Origin of the sequence: Pseudomonas sp. 21615526, from assembly GCF_013386245.1 — a bacterium.
In the GTDB taxonomy this organism is placed as follows: Bacteria; Pseudomonadota; Gammaproteobacteria; order Pseudomonadales; family Pseudomonadaceae; genus Aquipseudomonas.
The window spans coordinates 86,557-107,075 of sequence record NZ_JACAOM010000069.1 but is presented as its reverse complement, the minus strand read 5'-3'; the positions used below and the strand labels follow the sequence as shown (position 1 = coordinate 107,075).

Genomic DNA, 20,519 nt, shown 5'->3' with positions numbered 1-20,519 from the left:
TGTTTAGATAGGTAGTGCTGATGCACAAGACTATAAACACATAAACCGGAACATCTAAATATATAAATTATCATCCAATATAGTGAGAAGATATATAAAAAAACCGGCTTTAAAAGCCGGTCCTTTATGCACACTTAACCCTGTGCGAAATCCCTGAGGGCGTCGCCTTCCATGCGGTAGCGTACCCACTCTTCCTGGGGCTGGGCACCGATGGATTTGTAGAACGCGATGGCCGGCTCGTTCCAGTCCAGCACGCTCCACTCGAAACGCCCGCAGCCGTTGTCACAGGCGATTTTCGCCAGGTGGCGCAGCAACTTCTTGCCCGCCCCGCCACCGCGTTGCTCGGGGTTGATGTACAGGTCTTCGAGGTACAGGCAGTTGCTGCCCAGCCACGTGGAATAGCTGAAAAAGAACACCGCAAAGCCGATCGGCAAACCGTCGCGCAGGCAGATCAGGCCGTGGGCGGTGGCACCTTCACTGAACAGGCTGCGCTCGATGTCCACCACGCTGGCGATCACTTCGTGCCGGGCTTTTTCATAGTCGGCAAGCTCGGTGATGAAGGTCAGGATCTGCGCAGCATCGCTGGGCACGGCGGGGCGAATCTCGATGGTCATGGGCAGGCCTTGTCAGGGAAATAAAGCACACATACTAAGGCGCTTTAATGACCGATTGCAGTGCAATTTGATTCGCGGCTAACCTGCAGGCCATCGACCTTTGAGAATCCCCATGCCCTTCACGCCCTTGACCGACCTCGCCGCGACGTTATTGCCTCACGCCCTTGAGCCTTCGGAAGACGGCGCCCACGACCTGTCCCACTTGCAGCGGGTATGGCACAACGTGCGCTTGATCCAGGCTGAAGAAGGTGGCGATCCCGAGGTACTGCTGGCAGCCGTGTTGCTGCACGACTGCGTGGCAGTGGAGAAGAATTCGCCGTTGCGGTCCAAGGCTTCGAAACTGGCGGCAGACAAGGCCGGGGAGATTTTGCAGGGGCTGGCGTGGCAGCCCGGGAAGATTGCAGCGGTGACCCACGCCATCGAGACCCACAGCTTTTCGGCGGGCCTTATTCCGGTGACGCTCGAGGCAAAAATCATGCAGGATGCCGACCGTTTGGACTCCCTCGGCATGATCGGCGTGGCCCGCACATTTTACATCGCCGGGCGCATGGGCAGCGGGCTGTATGACCCAGCTGACCCAACGGCGCAGCATCGCGAGTACGACGACAAGCGCTTTTGCCTCGACCATTTCCAGACCAAGCTGCTGCATCTGGCGGGCGGATTTCAGACGCCGACGGGGCAACGCATGGCCCTGGCGCGCCATGAGCGGTTGAAGGGTTTCATGAACATGTTCATCGAAGAAATAGGCACGCCATACTCCGCTGCGGGCTAACGCAAGCGCCGCGAACCACAGAACAATCCCACGTGCCGTGCATGGTAAAAAGTTGGGCATAAATCCAACAGACGCAAGGCTCCCCCATGCACGCCTCACCTGCGGTCGGCGGAAAACTGTTCGCCCTTTTCTGCCTCGCCAGCTACCTGCTTTCCCTGTCCTATGGCTCGACATTCTTGCTGTCGCTGCTGATCCATTCGCGCGGCGGCAACGAACACGACGCGGGCAGCGTGATCTCCATGGCGATGCTCAGCACCTTTGTGGCGGTGCTGGTTTCCGGGCATCTGGCCGACCTGCTGGGGGCTGCCAGGTCGATCGCCCTGCTCGGCCTGTTGCTGGTGGTAGCGTGCCTGGGCTTTGCGCTGGCGCCGGGGTTCGGCGAGGGCTTGATGCTTTTTGGCTTGTCGTTGGGGTTGGGCTGGGGCGTCTTCTATACGCTGGGTCCGATCATCGTCGCGATGCTGCTGGAACCGGCGCAGCGGGCCAAATATTTCGCCCTGCTGTCGGGCAGCATGATGACCGGAATCGGCTCCGGGCCACTGCTGGGGCGGGCGGCAAGTGCCCTGGATTTTTCGCTGACGGCGGCCTTTCATATAGCAGCGCTGGCGAGCCTGGTGGGTGTGCTGATTTTCTGGCGACTGGGTCGCGCGCTGAGTCAACACACCGCGCCGGTGGCGAAGATTTCCTGGTCAGCCACGCGCCAGGTGCTGTCATCGAAAGCGGTGTTCGCGATCATCATGGTCGGCCTCGGCGGTTGCGTGTTTGGCGGGCTGTCGAGTTTCCAGACCAGCTACGCGGCACTGCACGGGCTGGACTATTCGCTGTTCTTCCTGGGCTTCATGAGTGCGGCGATTACCAGCCGCCTGCTGATCGCCGGCATCGTGGTCAAGCGTGATCCGTATTGGGCGGCGTGTGTGTTGTCGGGGTTGATGCTGGTGTCGATTTTCCTGTTCGGGTTCAGGGTCAGCGGCAACTACAGCTACCTGCTGGCAGCCGTCACCCTGGGCGTCGGTTACGGCCTGACGTATGCGGTGATCAATGGTTTGGCTGCGAACGAAGCACCCGCCGGCACCACGTCCCAGGCGTTGCTGCTGTTCAGCCTGGCGTACTTTATCGGGGTGTTCGGTTTCCCGCTGCTGGCGGGCAAGGTCATCGTCGAATACGGCATGCCGACCCTGTTGATGAGCGTACTGGCGGTGGCGCTGCTCAATTGGCTGATCACGGTGGCGCGGTTGATCTGGCGCCGAATCTCGTCACACAAAATCTTACAAGCGACCTAAGACCGTTCGTCGGTATCGAGGCACGAATCACAAACGGGGGCGGACCAATATCAGGTAAGGACATTAATCATATGGAGACACCATCATGACGACTTCCAAATTTGCCGCCCTCGCCCTCACCGGTTTGCTGTCTGCTGTTTCGCTGAGCAGCTTTGCCGCCTCCACAGGTTCCAGCACCGGCCCGACCGACCCTGTCGGCAGCCCGCCAAGCCCGGCCACCCGGGAGTCGAATGACTCGATGGGCACTGGCCTGGAAACGAACAACGGCGCCATCATCGACAACAGCAGAGACCCGCGTACCCAGGGCGACGACACCAATCGCAACAGCGGTGCGGTGCCTAACGGCAAAATGGGCCCAGGTGCCACTTCGCCCTCGATCAATAAAGGCGATGACTCCAACATCCCCGGCGCGCCAAAACAGCCAGCGCCTTAATGCGCAAGAAAGACGAACACCCAACCATTTCCCAGTGAAGAGGTATGCATGAACGTCGATCACAACCTTGAAAAAGAAGTCCTCACCCGTCTGCTCCACGCTCATCCCAGTGGGTTGGGCAAAGAAGTGCTGGACAACTACCGAGGTGAAAAAGTGGTGGCCAGCGCCTTGGCCACCTTGCAGGACCGCGGGTGGATCAAGGAAGGCCATGTGACCTGCAACGATGCCGGTGAACATTCGCTGAACCTGCCGATCAAGCTCACCGCGTCCGGCGTGGAAGCGGCTCGCAAGCTTGAAAGCGAAGCGAGCCAATAACACACCTTGCCTGGTCTGGCCCTCGTATCTTGTATGAGGGCCAGAAGGAGTATCGCAATGCCTCGTGGAAGCAAAGCCAAATACACCACCGAACAGAAGCGCAAGGCCGCCCATATCGAAGCGAGTTATGAGCACCAGGGCTTGTCGAAAGAAGAAGCCGAGGCGCGGGCCTGGGCCACCGTCAACAAGCAGTCTGGCGGCGGCGAAAAGGCCGGCGGTTCAGGCCAGCGCAAGGCGCCGGCGAAGAAGTCCCAGGACCGGCATGAGTCGGCCAAGCGGGCTGCGGCCAGTCGTGAGGGGCATCCGCGTAACAGCCGGGTTTCGCTGGGTACGCAGACCAAGGAAAGCTTGCTGAGAGAAGCGCGTGCCAAGGACATTCCCGGGCGCTCGACCATGCGCAAGGATGAGTTGATTGAGGCGCTGAAAAAGGCCGGTTAACGCGGAACAAAATGTGGGACCGGGCTTGCTCGCGAAAGCGGTGTATCAGTGCCAGATTCATTGGCTGAGCCACCGCATTCGCGAGCAAGCCCGCTCCCACATTTTTGGTCGGGTTTTCACCCAAGGAATCAGCGGTGGGCGGCCACCAGTAGCATCATTGGGCGCTCAAGCTCTTCTGCCAGTGCGGGACGGGCTTTCAGGTCCGCTTCGCTCGGGCCCCACTCGTCGACATGAGTCAGGGTAAACCCCGCCTGGATCAACAGCGTCAGCAACGTGCCCACGGTGCGATGCTGCTTGATCACGCCATCCGCCAGCCAGTTTGTCACCCGTGGTCCTTGCAACTGGTAGCTGTCCACCGGCCAGCTCTTTCGCCCTTGCTCATCAACCAGCCAGCCCGGCTGCCGGGGCGCCATGAAGATCGGATGCTCGATGGAAAATACCAACCGCCCGCCCGGCACCAACGCTTGATGGATACGCGCGAACAGGCCTTTCAGATCGACGATGTAATGAAACGCCAATGAGCTGTAGGCCAGGTCGAAAGTGGCGTCAGGCAGCTCGAGTTTTTCCAGGTCGGCAATGGCGTAGGTGATGGCCGAAGAGGACGTCATCTCCCTTGCCCGCGCCAGCATCTTTTGCGAGACATCCAGCCCCAGCACCTGTTCGGCGCCCTGCTCCTGCGCCCAGCGACTGAACCAGCCGTAGCCGCAACCCAGGTCTACGACTTTCAATCCCGACATGGGCGGCAGCATGGATTGCAACGCCGGCCACTCCGGCGCGCCGGCGAGGCCTTCTACCGAGCGGCCCATTTTGCTGTAGCCCTCGAAGAAAACCTCGGTGTCGTAGATGTTCTGGGTCATGACGCTGCTCCGTGCTGAATGGCGACTATTCTGCCGAATCAGCCCTCGCTCAACAACGCATCCACTTCAGCCGTGCCCGGTGAGGTGGCCGGCCCCCAGCGCGTGACCGCCAAGGCCGCCGCCGCGTTCGCGCGACGTGCCGCGACAGCTGGCGCCAAACCATTGGCCAGGCCGGCGATAAACACCCCGGCGTGAGCATCGCCGGCACCGTTGCTGTCCACCGCCTTGACCTTGAATCCCGGCACATGCTCGGCCTGGCCATTACGGCTGATCCAGCAGCCATTCGGTCCATCGCGCACCACCAGCAAGGTGTCGGCGGGCAAGTGCTCGTTGAGCTTGAGCAATGCCCCCGCCAGATCGCTCGCGCCGGTAAAGGCAAGCGCTTCCGGACCGTTGCTGGTCCAGATATCGATACGCGGCAACAGGGCGACCATCAAGGCCGAGTCCGGTGCCTTCACCAGCGGGCCCGGATCGAACACCACCGTGATCTGGCGCGGCAATGCCAATAGCCAATCGAGCAACGCCTGGGCCTTGCCTTCCAGCAGCAGGCTGTAGCCACTGACGTACACGTAGTCGTCGTCGCGTGGTACCGCATTGGCCAGGTCTTGCGCCAGCAAGTCACCCTCAGCGCCAATATGGGAAATGAAGGTGCGCTCGGTAGTGGCTTCGGTCAGGGACACACACAGGCCTGTGTCCTTGTCGTCGCTGGCGGCCAGGGCCATTTCAATGCCCTCGGCCTGCATCGCCGCGCGCGCCAGGTCGCCGAAGCGGCCGGTGCCATGGCGGCCCAGGTAGACCACCGGCAAGCCGTTGCGTCGGGCCGCGGCCATCACGTTGAAGCCACCGCCGGCTTCGAAGCTGGCGGAGTTGGCCAATACATCGCCACCGGTGGCAGGCAATGTGTCGAGGGACATGACCAGGTCAACGATGACCTGGCCGCTGTGCAGCAATCTAGACATTAGCGCTCTCTACCAAAGCCGGGCGACGATCAGCCGCGCCACCCAGTACCGCATAAATCCCGCCGGCCACCAGGAAGGTGACGATCCAGCCCAGGCCGTTGTGGCCCAGCCACGAATCGGACAGCGGACCGGCGAACCAGATGTTCTCGGCCGTGGTGCCGATGGTGGTGAAGCTGAAGCCCAGCACGATCGCAATCGCCCAGGCGCCGAACGCACGCCATTCAACTCCGCCACGGTACCAGTAGGCGCTGCTTGGCGTTACGTCCAGCAGGTCTTTGGGGCTGTAGTAGTGGCGATGAATCAGGTCGACCACAAAGATCCCGACCCAGGCGGTGATCGGTACCGCCAGCAACGAGATGAAGGTGATGAACGGGCCGTAGAAGCTGTCGGCGATCAGCATGAAGTAGATCGAACCGGCGAAGATCGCAACGATGTCGACGATCACCGCGTGCACGCGCTTGACCTTCAAACCGAGGGTCAAGGTGGTGAGCCCCGCCGAGTACACCGACAGGTTATTCGACAGCAACAGCCCGCCAAACGCGGTGATCAGGTACGGCACCGCCATCCAGGTCGGCAGCATGTCGCGAATCGCGATGATCGGGTCAGTGGCCGACGCCAGGTCGTTGTTGCCCACCGACAGCAAACCGCCGAGGGTGATCAACAGCACCAGCGGAATCCCCGCACCGAATGCCGCGGAGGCCACCAGGCGCACGGCCTTGACGCTGCGGTGCTGGTAGCGCGACATGTCGGCACCGGCGTTGGCCCAGCCGATACCCGTACCGGCCGCCATGGTGCCGACGCCGATGATCATCGCGCTCAACGGCGCAGGCGTGGCGTTGAACACCGCGCTCCAATCGATGGTGGCGCAGAGGAAACCGCCCACCAGGATATTCAGCGCGCCGAACACGTAGGTGGCCCACTTCTGGATCACCAGCAAGGTGGCGTGGCCCAGGCCCGATACGGCGAGGGTCAGCAGCACGAAAATGCCAATGAACAGCAGGGTCAGTACCGGCGCGCTTTTGGCGGCAACCGGCGAGTTGAACAGGATCGAGCACAACGACAACAGCACGAACGCAGCCGTAGTGGTGTTGACGGTTTCCCAGCCGAGGCGCGACATCAGCGACACCAGCGTCGGCCCGATATTGCCGCGTACGCCAAAGATCGCCCGGGACAGGGTCAGGCTCGGTGCACGGCCACGACGGCCGGCGATGGAGATGATGCCGACCACCGCAAACGAACCGGCAGCGCCGAGGATTGCGACGATGATCGCCTGCCAGATCGCCAGGCCGCGAAACGCCACGAGGGTCGCGCCCAGGGGCAAGCCGAGGATGCTGATGTTGGCCGCAAACCAGACCCAGAACAGTTGCAGCGGATGGCCGTTGCACTCGCCTTCCGGGACCGGCTCGATGCCGCGTGTTTCCAATTGCCCGGCGCTTTGGCCGGAAGAGGACGTACTCATGGTGGGGTGCTCCTGATGCCTGTTTTTTTGTGGTTGTGGCAGGTTGGCAAGTTGAATCTGTGTTTCGGTCTTCCTGACTCGACTGGATCAATGTGGGAGCGGGCTTGCTCGCGAAAGCGGTGTGTCAGGCAACGCATGTGTCACTGATGTCCCGCTTTCGCGAGCAAGCCCGCTCCCACATTTTTTAATCTGCGGTGCTCAGCGCAGCTCGAGCAGGCCTTGGACCAAGGGTTCCAGGTCCAGGCGGTTGACCTGCTTGACCTGTTCGATCATCGCCTCAGGCCAGCACTGCATCCCCAGGCACGCACCGAGCATCGCGCCGAGAATCGCGGCGATGGTGTCGGTGTCGCCGCCGAGGCTGGCGGCCATGCACAGGGCTTCGATGGCGTTCATTTCACCCACCGCGACTTGCTGCGCGAGGGCAAACGACACCACCACCGATTCCTGGGACGCCACGGAGGTGCCGATCAATTCGTAAAGCAGGTCGGTAAACAGCGCCTTGTCGCCGCTGTCGACACTCAAGGTGCGCGCCCAACTGATGCGGGTGGCGATGCGCCCGCCGGCAATCCAGTGGCCGTGGTTTTCCGCCTGCTGGGCGATCTGCGTGCCGATGTTCAGCGCTTCGCCCAGATCGACGCCGTTGATCCCGGCGGAAACCACCGCCGCCACCGCCGCCGCGCTGGAGATGCCCAGGTTGGTGTTGTGGGTGACCTGGCACGCCTGGATCACCGCCTGGATAAACTGCGCCGGGTCGTTGACGTCCGCCGCGATGCCCACCGGGGTGATACGCATGGCGGCGCCGTTGGTGGTGCCGTAGCGCCCGGACTCTTCCGGGGTATGGCCCGCCAGGATCATGTCGATCGCCCGTTTGGTTGACGGGCCCAGCAAATCCTGGGAGCCCTTGGCGCGCATCACCGCTTCCCAGTCGATCAAACGTTGGGCGAGTTCGGTGGGTTCAATCCTGCCCTGCCCGTCCACCAGCAACTGGCCGACGAGGATCGCCTGTTCGGTGTCATCGGTGATCGAGCCCTTGGGCATGTTCGGCGCGATCGGCTGATCGGCGTCGGCATCTTCCAGGCCGGTGATCGCGCCGAAACGCGCCTTGACCTGCTCGCGGCTCAGGGACTGGGTGGGCATGCCCAACGCATCGCCCAGGGCCAGGCCGTAGAAGGCGCCGAGGGCGCGGGTGGTGGCGGTCATGTCGGTGTTCCAAATTGAAGGTGCAAGCGGAAATGCAGAGGGTCGAGCAGGCTTTCGACGGATTCCATGAAGCGGTCCTGGCGGTCGTAGGTGGTGCGCAGGGCCTTGAGGAACACCGTGCCCACCGGGCGCCCCAGGAGCTGGGCGTCTTCTTCGTTCAGAGGCTCGGCACCGATCCATTGGTTGCCGGTGGCGCCGACATAGCCATAGGCCGCCAGGGTGATGGTCAGGGAATTATCGATCAGGCCGACTTGCGGCAGGCTTTCCAGGCCACCGGAGGCCGGCATCAGCGAGCGCTCCAGGGACACGAACGTGCCGTCGGCAGCGCGACGGCGGCGGTCGAGGGCGATGAATTGGTCGCTGCCGTGACGGCTGAGCAGGTCCGGACGGGTGACGGCTTCCAGGCGCAGGATTTCGGAGGTCACCACCGCGCCGGTGTCGGCCAGGGCTTGGGCCCAGCCGCTGCGCTGGTCGAGCACCATGCCGTCGAAGGTGACGATGGAGCCGACACCGCTTTGGGTGGCGATGTAGCTGCGGCGCTTGAGTTCGGCCAGGGCTTCACGCAGCGTGCCGCGGCTGACGGAAAACTCTTCGGCCAGTTGGTGCTCGCCCGGCAGCAGGACACCGTCGGCCATCACTCCACCCTCGATACGGCGGATCAGCTCGTCGACGACGCGTTTTTTCTTATCAAATCGGACATGTCTAATCATGTACAAATTGATAACCGAAAGCGCCCGGCTACAGCAAGCGAATTATTTCAGGGAGAGCGAGAAATCAGCCTCAGGGCTCCAGGCCGATGGGGAAAAATACCCCGCCGCTCCAGACGCCAAGCCAGTTCTTACCGTTGATCGGACGGGTCACCGCCAACTCCACCAACTGATAGAACGCATTGCGATGGACCAAGGCTTCGAGGTTGGTGCGCACCCGCAGGTACGGCGAGGGTTCCTGGGTTTCCGGGTCAATCATCACCCGCAGCGGATGTTCGATACCGGCTTCGACCTGTTCATCGACATTGGTGGTAAAGCGCAGGACTTGGCTCTCGCCCTGCCCTTCGACTTCCAGGGTCACGGCGACAAAGGGCGCGTCATCGACCTTGATCCCGACCTTTTCCACCGGGGTGATCAGGAAATAATCATCGCCATCGCGGCGAATGATATTGGAGAACAGCTTGACCATCGGCTTGCGGCCAATCGGCGTGCCCATGTAGAACCAGGTGCCGTCGCGGGCGATGCGCATGTCGATATCGCCGCAAAACGCCGGGTTCCACAGATGCACCGGCGCGGGTCCCTTGCCCTTGGGCAATTGCGCCAACAGGTCATTGGCCTTGGCCGAATCGGTCATGCTGTACTCCTTGTGTCTTACTGATCGCTCATGCCCAACAGGCTGCGCGCGTAGTGCGCCAGGGGCTTGCCGATCAGATCATCAGGCTTGTTGTCGTGGAACGTCAGTAAACCGCCACGGCTGTGAATCCGCACAGTATCAATCAAATACTGGGTGCTGGTCTCGATCAACATGACCTGGATGGTGCCGGTGTCGATACCCAGGCGATCGACCGCCTCCTGGTCAGACCATTCATCGGCGTTGCCGATACGGTCATCCGCCTGGGCGAAGCGGCAGTACAGCAGGTAATGCGCACCCGCCGCGCGGGCTTCCGACATCGCCTGCTCGAGGCCTTCCGGCTTGCGGGCGCGGCGGACCATCGGGAAATATTCGACAAAGCCGTTAAAGGCTTCCTCGGCCACCACGTTAGGCCGTGGATAAGCACTGCCCGGCGGGGTGAAGGCGCCCTGGGCGATGAAGACGAAGGAGTCCGGCTGTATGCGGACCGAATTGACGCGGCGAGTATCGCTGTGGTCCAGCAGCCCGGCATCGCTCATCTGATAGCGCGTGCCTTCGGCCATATCACTGACGGTCATGCAGCCACCCAGCGCGAGTGACGCCAGCACCAAAACCAGACTACGCATCCTAATTCTCCAGAGGCCGGTGACGGAAAACCGGCGAATGGGCACGAGATGCAGATTTTGCGCCAGCTTGCGGGACTAGCCGCCGATGATCTTCATGATGGTGGCGCCGCCGGAGAAGGCCACTTCCTGCTTGTCACCCAAGGCCTTGACCAACAAGCGCTGCAAGGCCGGCAGGGCCTGGTGGCGGGGTTTGTCCAGCAGATCGCCGACGTAGTGGCGGTTGCTCGACGACAGGCAGCCATGCAGCCAGCCGGTGGACGACAGGCGCAAACGCGAACAGGTCCGGCAGAACGGCACGCTTTCGTTGGCGATGACACCGAAGAAACCTTTGCCGGGCACTTCGTAGCGCACGGCAGTGGCGTCCACCGGGGCGTTGGCTTGCAGGTATTCGTACTGTTCGCCGATCAGGCTGAGCAATTGCTGGAGGCTGACGAATTGCTGCAGGAACGCGTTGGAATCGTTGGCCAGGTGGCCCATGCGCATCAATTCGATAAAGCGCAACTCGTAGCCACGCTCCAGGCAGTAGTCGAGCAGCGGCATCACCTGGTCGAGGTTCTGGCCGCGCAGCGGCACCATGTTGACCTTGATCTTGATTCCGGCGGCGCTCGCCTGGTCCATGCCATCGAGCACGGTGGCCAGGTCGCCACCGCGAGCGATGCTGCGGAAGGCGTCGGCGTCCAGGGTGTCGAGGGACACGTTGATCCGGCGAATCCCGGCGTCCACCAGCAGCGGCAGTTTGCGCGCCAGCAGTTGGCCGTTGGTGGTCAGGCTGATATCACTGAGCCCCATCTGCCCCACCGCGCCCATGAAGGCTTCCAGCTTGGGGCTGACCAACGGTTCACCGCCGGTAATCCGCAGGCGCTCGATGCCGGCGGCCTCGATCAGGTACTCGACACCCCGCGCCATCGCCTCGGCCGACAGTTCGTCCTGCGCAGCCACCAGCCGCTTGCCGTTGGGCACGCAGTAGGTACAGGCGTAATTGCAGGCTGAGGTCAGGCTGATCCGCAAATTGCGGAATCGCCTGCCTTGACGATCAACGATCATGGATCACTCCGGCAGAGGATAATTCGGGCGCACTAAAACCTGACTGAAAAATCAAGTTTTAGCAAGGTCCTTGCCTGAGTATATTCCTGGGTTACTGCGCTGGGCAGGAAATCATATCGCCATCACGCTGGCGAATGATTCAAGTGGCCGGCGTTTCGGCGTTCGGCAAATCGGTGCTGTGCTTGCGCTTATTGCCCATGCGCACGCCGATGTCCATCAGGAACTGGAAGAAACCTTCCTGGTCTTCCAGCACATTGCTCCAGAACGGCGAGTGGTACAACGCCACGGCGCCGTGCACCAACGCCCAGGCGGCGCAGTAGTGGAAATACGGTGGCACGTCTTCGAGCTTGCCTTCGCTGATACGGCCCTTGATCAGCAGGGTCAGGCGTTCGAAGTTCGAGGCACGGATCTTGTGCAGCTCCTCGACCATTTCCGGCACCTGATGGCCCTTCACCACTTTTTCTTCCAGGCGATCAAACAAGCGGTAGCGCTGCGGGTCACGCATGCGGAACTCGAAGTAGGCGCGGGACAGCGCTTCCTTGTCCTTGTCGACATCGGCCGAGTGCAGCAGCTCGTTCAGGTCGCGCTCGTAGTCGAGCATCAGGCGCAGGTAGATCTCGGCCTTGGACTTGAAGTGCTTGTAGATGGTGCCTTTGCCGATACCCACGGCATCCGCAATCATCTCGACGGTGACGCTGTCTTCACCCTGGTCGAGGAACAGCTTGAGTGCGGTGTCGAGAATTTCCTGCTCGCGGCGGCGAAACTCACGGACCTTGCGGGGTTCTTTGTGCATAAGAAAAAGGTCTGCAGAGATGGATATTGGAAGGGCGTTCGCTCCCCAAGCCGTGCTTGTCGGAACGTTTTACCCGGTGCGCGGGATTATCCCGACTGAACGGTCGTTGGGCAACGCCTATATGAACAACCTTTGCACTTAACTTACAACACGCCAACGAATGTGCCGATTCGAGTCAGAAATAAAACAGGTGATTGGCGCGTGTGCATCGCATCCAATGAGAACTCAACCGAAGCGGGCGTATTCCAAATCTGTTTAAAAAACGATCAGATGTGGCTGGACTGAATCGGATACTGATCAATACTTGAAATGTCGGCGTGGCATCTCCCCCAAGTGACGCGTCGACCTGGGTACCGACGGACTGCGTACCCTTGTTTTACTCCTAATGGTCTTAGCCCGGATTCACCCCCCAGAACCCGGGTTTTTTTTGCCTGCGATTCAGTGGCCGACGTGGGCCAGCGGGAACAGGCGCTTGAAGTTTTCGGTGGTCTGTTCGGCAAAGCGCTCGTAGGACTCGCCCCGCAGCATCGCCAGGTAATCCGCCACATCCCGTACGTATTCCGGCAGGTTGGGTTTGCCGCGATGAGGAATTGGCGCCAGGTACGGCGAATCGGTTTCCACCAGCAGGCGGTCTGCCGGGACCTGGCGCGCGACATCGCGCAGGGCATCGGCGTTGCGGAAGGTCACGATGCCCGACAAGGAAATGTAGAAACCAAGGTCCAGCGCGGCCTTGGCCATGTCCCAGTCTTCAGTGAAGCAATGCAGCACACCAGCCTGGGGCAGCGCGGCTTCGCGCAGCAGGGTCAGGGTGTCGGCACGGGCGCCACGGGTGTGGACGATCACCGGCTTGCCAGTCTGCCGGGCGGCTTGCAGGTGCAGACGGAACGACGCCTGCTGCAACTCGGCAGCTTCCGGTTCGTAGTGGTAATCCAGGCCGGTCTCACCGATGGCCACCACGCGCGGGTGATTGAGTTCACCGAGCAGCCAGTCGAGGGCCGGGGCTTCGCCGGGCTTGAGGTCCAGCGGGTGAATGCCCACCGAGCAGTCGACATCGGCATAACGATCGGCCAGGGCTTTGACGTCGGCGGCGTTTTCCGCGCTGACGCCGATGCACAGGAAATGCCCTACCCCGCGCTGGCGCGCAGCTTCAAGGGCGGCGTCGAGGGAGCCGCCGTGCTGGGCCAGGTCGAGGCGATCAAGGTGGCAATGGGAATCTACGAGCATAGGGATCTACAACTTGAGTCACGGAAAGTGTCTGGCCAACGATACACCCGTCGGCCACTGAAATTAACGGCGGCCGAGCAAACCGACCCACTGCACCAGCAAGGCCTCAAGCAACAGCACGCGATTGAGGTTGGCCTTGCCGAGGACCTTCTGGCGTTGGGCGAGGATCCAGTCCTGAATGTTCAGCACCTTGTCCTGGGCGCTCTTCTGCGCCAGGTATTGCACGACTTTGCGCATGTCCGGCAGCCCAAGGCCGTTTTCGTCCTGGGTCAGCTGGTAGCGCAGGATCAGGCTCGACCAGTCGCAAAACCAGTCGAACAGCAGCAGCAAGGGAATGTCTTTCCAGGCGCTTTCGGCCAGTTGCGTGGCCGACACTTCCTGCTTGAGCAGTTTCTTCACCCCGTCCACCACCAGCGCACGCTGTTCACGCACGCCCTGGGCCTGGAGCTTGACCGCCGCCAGGGGCGAACCGGCCGCCAGGGTCAGCAACTCGACGCGCTCCGCCTCGCCGCAGTCCGGCAACGCCTGGGCCAGCCACTGCAAGCTCATGGCTTCGCTCGGCAACGGGCAGGCCTGCTGCACGCAGCGGCTGCGAATGGTCGGCAGCAGGCGGCTGGACTGGTGGCTGACCAGCAGCAGCACGGTATCGCCGGACGGTTCTTCCAGGCTCTTGAGCAAGGCGTTGGCGGCGTTGATGTTCATCGACTCCACCGGCTCGATCAGCACCACCTTGCGCCCGCCCATCTGCGCGGTCTGCACCACGAAGCTGACCAGATCACGCACCTGGTCGACCTTGATCGCCTTGTCGGCCTCTTCCGGTTCCAGCAGATAGTTGTCCGGGTGGCTGCCGGCCTTGAGCAGCATGCAGGATTTACATTCGCCGCAGGCTTCCAGGCCGTTGGGCCGCTGGCACAACAAGCTGGCCATCAGCCGCTCGGCCAGGGCGCGCTTGCCGATGCCCACCGGGCCGTGGAGCAGGTAGGCGTGGGCGTGCTGGGCACGGCCCGCCAGTTGCTGCCAGAGGCTGTCCTGCCACGGGTAGGCTTCAGCCACGGACACGCTCCACAAGCTTCGGCAACAGGGCGTCAATGCACTGCTGAACCTGAGTCAACGGTTGTGCGGCGTCCAACAGGTAGTAACGAGCGGGGTCGGCTTCGGCGCGCTTGAGAAACGCGCCGCGCACAGCTTCAAAAAAGACTCGGGTTTCCAGTTCGAAACGATCGAGGCGACCCCGGGCGGTGGCACGGGCCATGCCGACTTCCACCGGGAGATCGAACACCAGGGTCAGGTCGGGCCGCAAATCGCCCTGGACGAAGGTCTCCAAGGCCGCAATGCGCTCCAGGGACAACCCACGGCCGCCGCCCTGATAGGCATAGGTGGAATCGGTAAACCGGTCACAAATCACCACGGCGCCCCGGGCCAGTGCCGGGCGAATGACTTCGGCCAGGTGCTGGGCGCGGGCGGCGAACACCAGCAACAGCTCGGTGTCGGGGTTCATCTGTTCGTCGCCCGGGGTCAGCAGCACTTCACGGATACGCTCGGCCAGTGGCGTGCCGCCAGGCTCACGGGTCAGCAGCACCTCGATACCTTCGGCGCGCAGGCGCTCGGCCAGGTATTCACGGTTGGTGCTCTTGCCGGCGCCTTCCGGGCCTTCCAGGGTAATAAACAAGCCAGTCACAGGCAGTCCTTAGTCAGAGTCATTGCGGGCTTTGCGGCGCGGCGTCGTCGGGTGCCGGAGCCGGCTCGGCGGGCGTATCCACCGGCGCGTCCGCAGGCTTTGCCGCCGGCGCCGGGCTGGAACGGTAATCGGCGCGACGCTTCATCTGGAACTCACGCACTGCTGCGTTATGCGCATCCAGGTTATCCGAGAAAATATGGCTGCCATCGCCGCGGGCAACGAAATACAGGCTGCTGCCCGCCACCGGGTTCAGCGCAGCATGAATCGCCTCCCGCCCGACCATGGCGATCGGCGTCGGCGGCAGGCCGGCGATCACGTAGGTGTTGTAGGGCGTGGCTTCCTTGAGGTGCGCGCGGGTCAACTTGCCGGTGTAGCGCTCGCCGAGGCCGTAGATCACCGTCGGGTCGGTTTGCAGCAGCATGCCGATCTGCATGCGCCGCACGAATACCCCGGCGATCTGGCCGCGCTCTTCCGGCACGCCGGTTTCTTTCTCCACCAGCGAGGCCATGATCAGCGCTTGATAGGGGTCGGTGTACGGCGCATCGGCCGCACGCTTGCTCCACTCCTGGGCGAGGACATCGTCCAGACGGTTGTAGGATTTTTTCAGTAGTTCAACGTCGCTCATGCCACGCACGAAGCGGTAGGTGTCCGGGAAGAAGCGCCCTTCAGGAAATACGCCCGGGTGACCGAGTTTTTCCATCACCTCGCTGTCACTCAGGCCGGACAGGGTCTGCTCGATCTTTTCATGCTTGGCCAGGGCCGCGCGCACCTGGCGGAAGTTCCAGCCTTCCACCAGCGTAATGCTGTACTGCACCACTTCGCCACGCTGCCACAGGCCGATCAGGCCCTCGGCGGTGAGGCCCGGGGTCATGCGGTATTCGCCGCTGTGCAGCGGCTGGCCGTCGAGGTTGAAGCGCCAGTAGAGACGCAACCAGAACGCATCCTTGAGCACGCCGTCATTTTCCAGGCGATTGAAGGTGCCGGTGGGCGTCGCGCCAGCCGGTACGTCCAGCAATTGCTCCTGGGTCAGATTCAAGGGCTGTTCAAGGGCCGAGTTCAGCTTCCAGGCCGAAGCGCCCAGCAGCAAACCCGCCAGGACCAGACCGATCTCCAGCAACAATACAAATTTACGTCTCAAATCAAATATCCAATAGTGCGCGAACAATGCCCTGCAGTTTACGGGTGAGCGGCCCAACCGGCCAGCTCATCGCAGCACATCCGCGCACCGGCCAAATGCCATATACGCTGTTGCACACCAAGACTTCATCGGCCTGTTGCAGCTGCTCAAGGCTGATATCGGCCACGCTTGTCGGGATGCCCAACGCCTGCGCCTGGGCCAACAGCTCGGCCCGCATGACGCCGGCGACGCCGCAGCGTTTCAGATCAGCGGTCAGCAACACGCCGTCACACACCAGGAACAGGTTGCTGAACACGCCTTCGATGACTCGACCGGACATATCCAGCATCAAACCTTCGGCGTGATCGGCATCCTGCCACTCGGCGCGGGCGAATACCTGTTCCAGGCGATTGAGGTGCTTGAGGCCGGCAAGCAACGGTTGCTCGGACAAACGCGTGGTACACGCAAACAGGCGAATGCCTGACGCTGCATGTTCCGGGGGATAAGTGGCAGGTGGACTGCCTTGCAGAATGCGCCGCGCGGGAGCGCCAGCACTGATGCCATAACCGCGCTGGCTGTCGCCACGGGTCAGGATCAACTTGAGTACACCGTCACCGAGGGCAGCGGCGTAGGCCAGCAATTCGCTGCGGATCAGGGGTTGATCCGCAACAATCGCCAACCGCCTGCAACCTTCTTCAAGGCGCTGCAGGTGGCGGTCAAGCAGCACGGGCTGCCCGGCCTTGACGGCAATGGTCTCGAACAGCCCATCACCGTATGCCAGGCCACGGTCTTTCAGGGGCACTGCGCCCGCCGGCTGACCGTCGACCCAGCTCTCCATCACTCGGCGAACCGGCGGAACACCAGGGAACCGTTGGTACCACCAAAACCGAACGAGTTGGACAGCACCACGTCGATCGGCATCTTCTGCGGCTCGTGAGGCACGAAGTTCAGGTCGCAGCCCTCATCCGGTTCATCGAGGTTGATGGTCGGCGGAGCGACCTGATCCTTGATGGCCAGCACGCTGAAGATTGCCTCGACCGCGCCCGCCGCACCCAACAGGTGACCGGTCATGGACTTGGTGGAACTGACCGCCAGCTTGTAGGCGTGCTCGCCGAACACCGACTTGATGGCCTCGGCTTCCGCCAGGTCGCCGGTCGGGGTCGAAGTGCCATGGGCATTGATGTACTGCACCTGGTCAACGTTGACCTTGGCATCACGCAACGCATTGGTGATGCAGCGTGCAGCACCCGCGCCATCCGACGGAGGCGAGGTCATGTGGTACGCATCACCGCTCATGCCGAAACCAATCAGCTCGGCGTAGATGGTTGCGCCACGGGCCTTCGCGTGCTCCAGCTCTTCGAGTACCAGCGCACCGGCACCGTCGGCCAGAACAAAACCGTCACGGCCCTTGTCCCACGGACGGCTGGCACGGGTCGGCTCGTCATTGCGGGTCGACAACGCACGGGACGCGCCGAAGCCGCCCATGCCCAAACCGCAGGCGGCCATCTCGGCACCGCCAGCGATCATCACGTCGGCCTCGTCATAGGCGATATTGCGCGCCGCCATGCCGATGCAGTGAGTGCCCGTGGTGCACGCCGTGGAAATGGCGTAGTTAGGCCCCTGGGCACCCAAGTGGATGGACAGGAAACCGGAAATCATGTTGATGATCGAGCCAGGCACGAAGAACGGTGAAATTCTGCGAGGGCCGGACTCATGCAGGGTGCGGCTGGTTTCTTCGATATTGGTCAGACCGCCAATACCCGAACCCATGGCCACGCCGATGCGCTCACGGTTGGCGTCGGTGACTTCCAGGCCGGCATTACGCACCGCCTGAAAACCGGCTGCCAGGCCGTATTGAATGAACAGGTCGAGTTTGCGGGACTCTTTGACCGAGAGATATTCCTCGACATTGAAGTCCTTTACCGAGCCGCCAAAACGGGTGGAATAGGCAGAAAGGTCCGTGTGTTCGATCAGACCAATACCACTGCGGCCAGCCAGAATGCCCTGCCAACTGCTCGGCACATCCGTACCCAGTGGCGACAACATACCCATACCGGTGACTACGACGCGTCTACGCGACACAGCACTCTCCTTTTTCTAATGACGACACTTTGCATCAGGCTTAAAGGAAAAAACCGCACGCCATAGGGCAGTGCGGTTTTTCCATCACAGCAAGCGACGATTACAAACTATTACGCCTGGTGGCTAGTAACGTAGTCGATAGCAGCTTGAACGGTAGTGATTTTTTCAGCTTCTTCGTCCGGGATTTCGGTCTCGAATTCCTCTTCCAGAGCCATCACCAGCTCAACGGTGTCAAGGGAGTCGGCACCCAGGTCTTCAACGAAGGAAGCGCTGTTGGTCACTTCTTCTTCTTTAACGCCCAGTTGCTCGGCAACGATTTTCTTGACGCGCTCTTCGATGGTGCTCATACCTTGTTTTCACTCCTAATGGACAAATTCAGGCAGCTGGCCAGTGGGTAAGTGTATAGAAAGACTTTTCAGCTTTTCAACTGAAAGCTTCACCCTCGTACCCTATTGGCCATCTGCCTATAAATAGATTGCAGCTTTATAACGGATTTTAGACAGCTCGTATGACATTTTTTTGAAGCGATCCGTCACAATTTAACTCATGTACATCCCGCCGTTCACCGGGATTGTAGCCCCAGTCACGTATGCCGCACCGTCGGATGCCAGGAAAGCGACCACATTCGCGATCTCTTGAGCCTGGCCCAGACGGCCCAGCGGAATCTGCGTCAGCAACGCTTCACGCTGCGCTTCAGGCAATTCGCGGGTCATATCGGTGTCGATGAACCCTGGGGCCACCGAGTTGACCGTAATCGACCGCGAGCCTACTTCACGCGCCAATGCACGGCTGAAACCTTCCAGACCGGCCTTGGCGGCTGCGTAGTTTACTTGGCCTGCGTTGCCCATGGCACCCACAACAGAGCCAATATTGATAATTCGACCCCAACGAGCCTTGGTCATGCCGCGCAAAACACCCTTGGACAGGCGAAACAGACTGTTCAGGTTGGTATCAACGACGTCATGCCACTCGTCGTCTTTCATACGCATCATCAGGTTATCGCGGGTAATACCGGCATTGTTCACCAGAATAGCCGGTGCACCGAATTGCGCCGTGATTTCAGCCAATACGGCCGCCACGGACTCATCGCTGGTCACGTTAAGCTCAAGACCGGTGCCCTGGACGCCGTTTTCCTTCAGCGTCGCGGCAATACGTTCAGCGCCGGCGGCGGAGGTTGCGGTACCGATGACCACAGCGCCCAGACGGCCCAGCTCCAGGGCGATCGCCTGGCCAATGCCACGGCTTGCGCCGGTGACCAGTGCAACTTTACCTTGCAGACTCATGCAGGCTTCTCCTAGGTTCGGAAATTAACGTCAGGCCAGGGCTGCGCGAGCGGCAGCGAAGGCATCCGGGGTATTGAGGTTGGAAGTCGACACGCCTTCGGCGCAACGCTTGTTCAGGCCGGCGAGGACTTTGCCCGGGCCGCACTCTACCAATTGGGTGGCGCCGTTGGCGGCCAGGGTCTGCACCGACTCAACCCAGCGAACCGGCTTGTACAGCTGCTCCAGCAGATCGCGCTTGAGGGTTTCCAGGTCAGAGGCCACGGCGGCACTGACGTTCTGCACCAACGGAATCTGCGGCGCCTGCCAGTTGATCGCAGCGATCGACTCGGCGAAACGCTCGGCAGCCGGGCGCATCAGTTCGCAATGGGACGGCACGCTGACCGGCAACGGCAACGCACGCTTGGCGCCACGGGCCTTGCAGCCTTCGATGGCGCGCTCTACCGCCGCCTTGGCGCCGGCGATCACCACCTGGCCAGGGGAGTTGAAGTTCACGGCGCTGACCACTTCGCCCTGGGCCGCTTCGGCGCAGGCAGCAATCACGTCAGCATCTTCCAGGCCGAGAATGGCAGCCATGCCGCCCTGCCCGGCAGGAACCGCTTCCTGCATCAACTGGCCACGACGCTCCACCAGCTTGACCGCTTCACCGAGGGTCAGGCTGCCAGCAGCCACCAGGGCGCTGTATTCGCCCAGGCTATGACCGGCAACGTAGGCCGGACGTGCGCCGCCTTCAGCCAGCCACAGGCGCCACAGGGCGATGGAGGCGGTGAGGATGGCGGGTTGGGTCTTGTCGGTTTGATTGAGCAGCTCTTCCGGCCCTTGCTGGGTCAGTGCCCACAGGTCGTAACCCAAGGCATCGGAGGCTTCCTTGAAAGTGTCCAGGACCAACTGATGTTCCGCGCCCAGCTCGGCCAACATGCCGAGGGACTGCGAACCCTGCCCTGGAAAGACGAATGCGAGGGATGTAGACATGTAACAAGCCCCTAATGATCTGGTCGTCGGAAATTGGC

24 protein-coding genes are annotated in these 20,519 nt (G+C 61.6%); 5 read left to right on the top strand and 19 right to left on the bottom strand.

What is annotated here, in order from left to right:
* Positions 1-134: 134 nt before the first annotated feature.
* On the bottom strand, positions 135-614 hold the full coding sequence (locus HX786_RS20050; RefSeq protein WP_004371239.1) for a GNAT family N-acetyltransferase: 480 nt from the start codon (positions 612-614) through the stop codon (positions 135-137).
* 112 nt (positions 615-726) lie between these two features.
* Between HX786_RS20050 and HX786_RS20045 the strand changes: the two genes are divergently transcribed.
* The 5 genes from HX786_RS20045 to HX786_RS20025 all read left to right on the top strand — a co-directional run bounded on the left by HX786_RS20045 (position 727) and on the right by HX786_RS20025 (position 3,852).
* Positions 727-1,386, top strand: coding sequence for an HD domain-containing protein (locus tag HX786_RS20045; protein ID WP_134327157.1), 660 nt, complete (start codon positions 727-729; stop codon positions 1,384-1,386).
* Positions 1,387-1,472: 86 nt separating this feature from the next.
* Positions 1,473-2,666 (top strand): MFS transporter, encoded by a 1,194-nt coding sequence (locus HX786_RS20040; protein ID WP_178912503.1) that lies wholly within the window; start codon positions 1,473-1,475, stop codon positions 2,664-2,666.
* 85 nt (positions 2,667-2,751) lie between these two features.
* Positions 2,752-3,099, top strand: a complete 348-nt coding sequence (locus HX786_RS20035) for a hypothetical protein (protein WP_178912502.1) — start codon at positions 2,752-2,754, stop codon at positions 3,097-3,099.
* Positions 3,100-3,147: 48 nt separating this feature from the next.
* Positions 3,148-3,414, top strand: coding sequence for a hypothetical protein (locus HX786_RS20030; protein WP_087692767.1), 267 nt, complete (start codon positions 3,148-3,150; stop codon positions 3,412-3,414).
* Between the two features lie 57 nt (positions 3,415-3,471).
* Positions 3,472-3,852: a Rho termination factor N-terminal domain-containing protein gene (locus HX786_RS20025; protein WP_177041392.1), complete on the top strand. Its 381-nt coding sequence runs from the start codon at positions 3,472-3,474 to the stop codon at positions 3,850-3,852.
* Positions 3,853-3,980: 128 nt separating this feature from the next.
* On the opposite strand, the gene HX786_RS20020 is transcribed toward HX786_RS20025, so the two are convergent.
* The 18 genes from HX786_RS20020 to fabD all read right to left on the bottom strand — a co-directional run bounded on the left by HX786_RS20020 (position 3,981) and on the right by fabD (position 20,481).
* A complete protein-coding gene (locus HX786_RS20020; protein ID WP_177022190.1) occupies positions 3,981-4,709 on the bottom strand; it encodes a bifunctional 2-polyprenyl-6-hydroxyphenol methylase/3-demethylubiquinol 3-O-methyltransferase UbiG in 729 nt (242 codons plus the stop codon).
* 38 nt (positions 4,710-4,747) lie between these two features.
* The gene (locus HX786_RS20015; protein WP_023659250.1) at positions 4,748-5,668 is read right to left on the bottom strand and encodes a PfkB family carbohydrate kinase; all 921 of its coding nucleotides are present in this window, start codon (positions 5,666-5,668) and stop codon (positions 4,748-4,750) included.
* Positions 5,661-7,127 (bottom strand): cytosine permease, encoded by a 1,467-nt coding sequence (locus tag HX786_RS20010; protein WP_008434943.1) that lies wholly within the window; start codon positions 7,125-7,127, stop codon positions 5,661-5,663. Before HX786_RS20010 ends, HX786_RS20015 begins: the two co-directional genes overlap by 8 nt.
* A 198-nt stretch (positions 7,128-7,325) precedes the next feature.
* Positions 7,326-8,327 carry an ADP-ribosylglycohydrolase family protein gene (locus tag HX786_RS20005; protein ID WP_004371263.1) on the bottom strand — a complete coding sequence of 334 codons (1,002 nt, stop codon included), beginning with the start codon at positions 8,325-8,327 and terminating at the stop codon, positions 7,326-7,328.
* Positions 8,324-9,037 carry a GntR family transcriptional regulator gene (locus HX786_RS20000; protein ID WP_080673275.1) on the bottom strand — a complete coding sequence of 238 codons (714 nt, stop codon included), beginning with the start codon at positions 9,035-9,037 and terminating at the stop codon, positions 8,324-8,326. The genes HX786_RS20005 and HX786_RS20000 overlap by 4 nt, the downstream gene beginning before the upstream one ends.
* Positions 9,038-9,107: 70 nt before the next feature.
* Complete coding sequence (locus HX786_RS19995; RefSeq protein WP_178912501.1) at positions 9,108-9,668, bottom strand: DUF1285 domain-containing protein; 561 nt, start codon at positions 9,666-9,668, stop codon at positions 9,108-9,110.
* Positions 9,669-9,685: 17 nt separating this feature from the next.
* A complete protein-coding gene (locus HX786_RS19990) occupies positions 9,686-10,291 on the bottom strand; it encodes a DUF4823 domain-containing protein (protein WP_063027950.1) in 606 nt (201 codons plus the stop codon).
* Between the two features lie 75 nt (positions 10,292-10,366).
* Complete coding sequence (locus HX786_RS19985) at positions 10,367-11,335, bottom strand: GTP 3',8-cyclase MoaA (RefSeq protein WP_004371275.1); 969 nt, start codon at positions 11,333-11,335, stop codon at positions 10,367-10,369.
* Between the two features lie 139 nt (positions 11,336-11,474).
* Positions 11,475-12,128 carry a TetR/AcrR family transcriptional regulator gene (locus HX786_RS19980; protein WP_004371278.1) on the bottom strand — a complete coding sequence of 218 codons (654 nt, stop codon included), beginning with the start codon at positions 12,126-12,128 and terminating at the stop codon, positions 11,475-11,477.
* A gap of 438 nt (positions 12,129-12,566) precedes the next feature.
* Positions 12,567-13,352: a TatD family hydrolase gene (locus HX786_RS19975; RefSeq protein WP_169386005.1), complete on the bottom strand. Its 786-nt coding sequence runs from the start codon at positions 13,350-13,352 to the stop codon at positions 12,567-12,569.
* Between the two features lie 63 nt (positions 13,353-13,415).
* Positions 13,416-14,405 (bottom strand): DNA polymerase III subunit delta', encoded by a 990-nt coding sequence (locus tag HX786_RS19970; RefSeq protein ID WP_004371282.1) that lies wholly within the window; start codon positions 14,403-14,405, stop codon positions 13,416-13,418.
* Positions 14,398-15,030 carry a dTMP kinase gene (tmk, locus tag HX786_RS19965; RefSeq protein WP_008434959.1) on the bottom strand — a complete coding sequence of 211 codons (633 nt, stop codon included), beginning with the start codon at positions 15,028-15,030 and terminating at the stop codon, positions 14,398-14,400. Before tmk ends, HX786_RS19970 begins: the two co-directional genes overlap by 8 nt.
* 19 nt (positions 15,031-15,049) lie before the next feature.
* The gene (gene mltG, locus HX786_RS19960) at positions 15,050-16,168 is read right to left on the bottom strand and encodes an endolytic transglycosylase MltG (protein WP_177027693.1); all 1,119 of its coding nucleotides are present in this window, start codon (positions 16,166-16,168) and stop codon (positions 15,050-15,052) included.
* Between the two features lies 1 nt (position 16,169).
* Positions 16,170-16,985 carry an aminodeoxychorismate lyase gene (gene pabC, locus HX786_RS19955; RefSeq protein WP_177066999.1) on the bottom strand — a complete coding sequence of 272 codons (816 nt, stop codon included), beginning with the start codon at positions 16,983-16,985 and terminating at the stop codon, positions 16,170-16,172.
* Positions 16,985-18,229, bottom strand: coding sequence for a beta-ketoacyl-ACP synthase II (gene fabF, locus HX786_RS19950; RefSeq protein WP_004371291.1), 1,245 nt, complete (start codon positions 18,227-18,229; stop codon positions 16,985-16,987). Before fabF ends, pabC begins: the two co-directional genes overlap by 1 nt.
* Positions 18,230-18,339: 110 nt before the next feature.
* Positions 18,340-18,576 (bottom strand): acyl carrier protein, encoded by a 237-nt coding sequence (gene acpP, locus HX786_RS19945; protein WP_004371293.1) that lies wholly within the window; start codon positions 18,574-18,576, stop codon positions 18,340-18,342.
* 192 nt (positions 18,577-18,768) lie between these two features.
* A complete protein-coding gene (gene fabG / locus HX786_RS19940; RefSeq protein ID WP_004371297.1) occupies positions 18,769-19,512 on the bottom strand; it encodes a 3-oxoacyl-ACP reductase FabG in 744 nt (247 codons plus the stop codon).
* Between the two features lie 30 nt (positions 19,513-19,542).
* Positions 19,543-20,481 (bottom strand): ACP S-malonyltransferase, encoded by a 939-nt coding sequence (fabD, locus tag HX786_RS19935; protein WP_023659248.1) that lies wholly within the window; start codon positions 20,479-20,481, stop codon positions 19,543-19,545.
* Positions 20,482-20,519: the final 38 nt, after the last annotated feature.

What these genes read in the sequence shown, in the direction of transcription:
- HX786_RS19995 (WP_178912501.1), bottom strand. Translation starts at nt 9,668, where the DNA reads ATGACCGATTCGGCCAAGGCCAATGACCTGTTGGCGCAATTGCCCAAG.
- HX786_RS19985 (WP_004371275.1), bottom strand. Translation starts at nt 11,335, where the DNA reads ATGATCGTTGATCGTCAAGGCAGGCGATTCCGCAATTTGCGGATCAGC.
- acpP (WP_004371293.1), bottom strand. Translation starts at nt 18,576, where the DNA reads ATGAGCACCATCGAAGAGCGCGTCAAGAAAATCGTTGCCGAGCAACTG.
- HX786_RS20030 (WP_087692767.1), top strand. Translation starts at nt 3,148, where the DNA reads ATGAACGTCGATCACAACCTTGAAAAAGAAGTCCTCACCCGTCTGCTC.
- HX786_RS20040 (WP_178912503.1), top strand. Translation starts at nt 1,473, where the DNA reads ATGCACGCCTCACCTGCGGTCGGCGGAAAACTGTTCGCCCTTTTCTGC.
- fabG (WP_004371297.1), bottom strand. Translation starts at nt 19,512, where the DNA reads ATGAGTCTGCAAGGTAAAGTTGCACTGGTCACCGGCGCAAGCCGTGGC.
- HX786_RS20010 (WP_008434943.1), bottom strand. Translation starts at nt 7,127, where the DNA reads ATGAGTACGTCCTCTTCCGGCCAAAGCGCCGGGCAATTGGAAACACGC.
- HX786_RS19990 (WP_063027950.1), bottom strand. Translation starts at nt 10,291, where the DNA reads ATGCGTAGTCTGGTTTTGGTGCTGGCGTCACTCGCGCTGGGTGGCTGC.
- HX786_RS20035 (WP_178912502.1), top strand. Translation starts at nt 2,752, where the DNA reads ATGACGACTTCCAAATTTGCCGCCCTCGCCCTCACCGGTTTGCTGTCT.
- HX786_RS19980 (WP_004371278.1), bottom strand. Translation starts at nt 12,128, where the DNA reads ATGCACAAAGAACCCCGCAAGGTCCGTGAGTTTCGCCGCCGCGAGCAG.
- HX786_RS20025 (WP_177041392.1), top strand. Translation starts at nt 3,472, where the DNA reads ATGCCTCGTGGAAGCAAAGCCAAATACACCACCGAACAGAAGCGCAAG.
- HX786_RS20045 (WP_134327157.1), top strand. Translation starts at nt 727, where the DNA reads ATGCCCTTCACGCCCTTGACCGACCTCGCCGCGACGTTATTGCCTCAC.
- pabC (WP_177066999.1), bottom strand. Translation starts at nt 16,985, where the DNA reads ATGGAGAGCTGGGTCGACGGTCAGCCGGCGGGCGCAGTGCCCCTGAAA.
- HX786_RS20005 (WP_004371263.1), bottom strand. Translation starts at nt 8,327, where the DNA reads ATGACCGCCACCACCCGCGCCCTCGGCGCCTTCTACGGCCTGGCCCTG.
- HX786_RS20050 (WP_004371239.1), bottom strand. Translation starts at nt 614, where the DNA reads ATGACCATCGAGATTCGCCCCGCCGTGCCCAGCGATGCTGCGCAGATC.
- HX786_RS20000 (WP_080673275.1), bottom strand. Translation starts at nt 9,037, where the DNA reads ATGATTAGACATGTCCGATTTGATAAGAAAAAACGCGTCGTCGACGAG.
- HX786_RS19975 (WP_169386005.1), bottom strand. Translation starts at nt 13,352, where the DNA reads ATGCTCGTAGATTCCCATTGCCACCTTGATCGCCTCGACCTGGCCCAG.
- fabD (WP_023659248.1), bottom strand. Translation starts at nt 20,481, where the DNA reads ATGTCTACATCCCTCGCATTCGTCTTTCCAGGGCAGGGTTCGCAGTCC.
- HX786_RS20015 (WP_023659250.1), bottom strand. Translation starts at nt 5,668, where the DNA reads ATGTCTAGATTGCTGCACAGCGGCCAGGTCATCGTTGACCTGGTCATG.
- HX786_RS20020 (WP_177022190.1), bottom strand. Translation starts at nt 4,709, where the DNA reads ATGACCCAGAACATCTACGACACCGAGGTTTTCTTCGAGGGCTACAGC.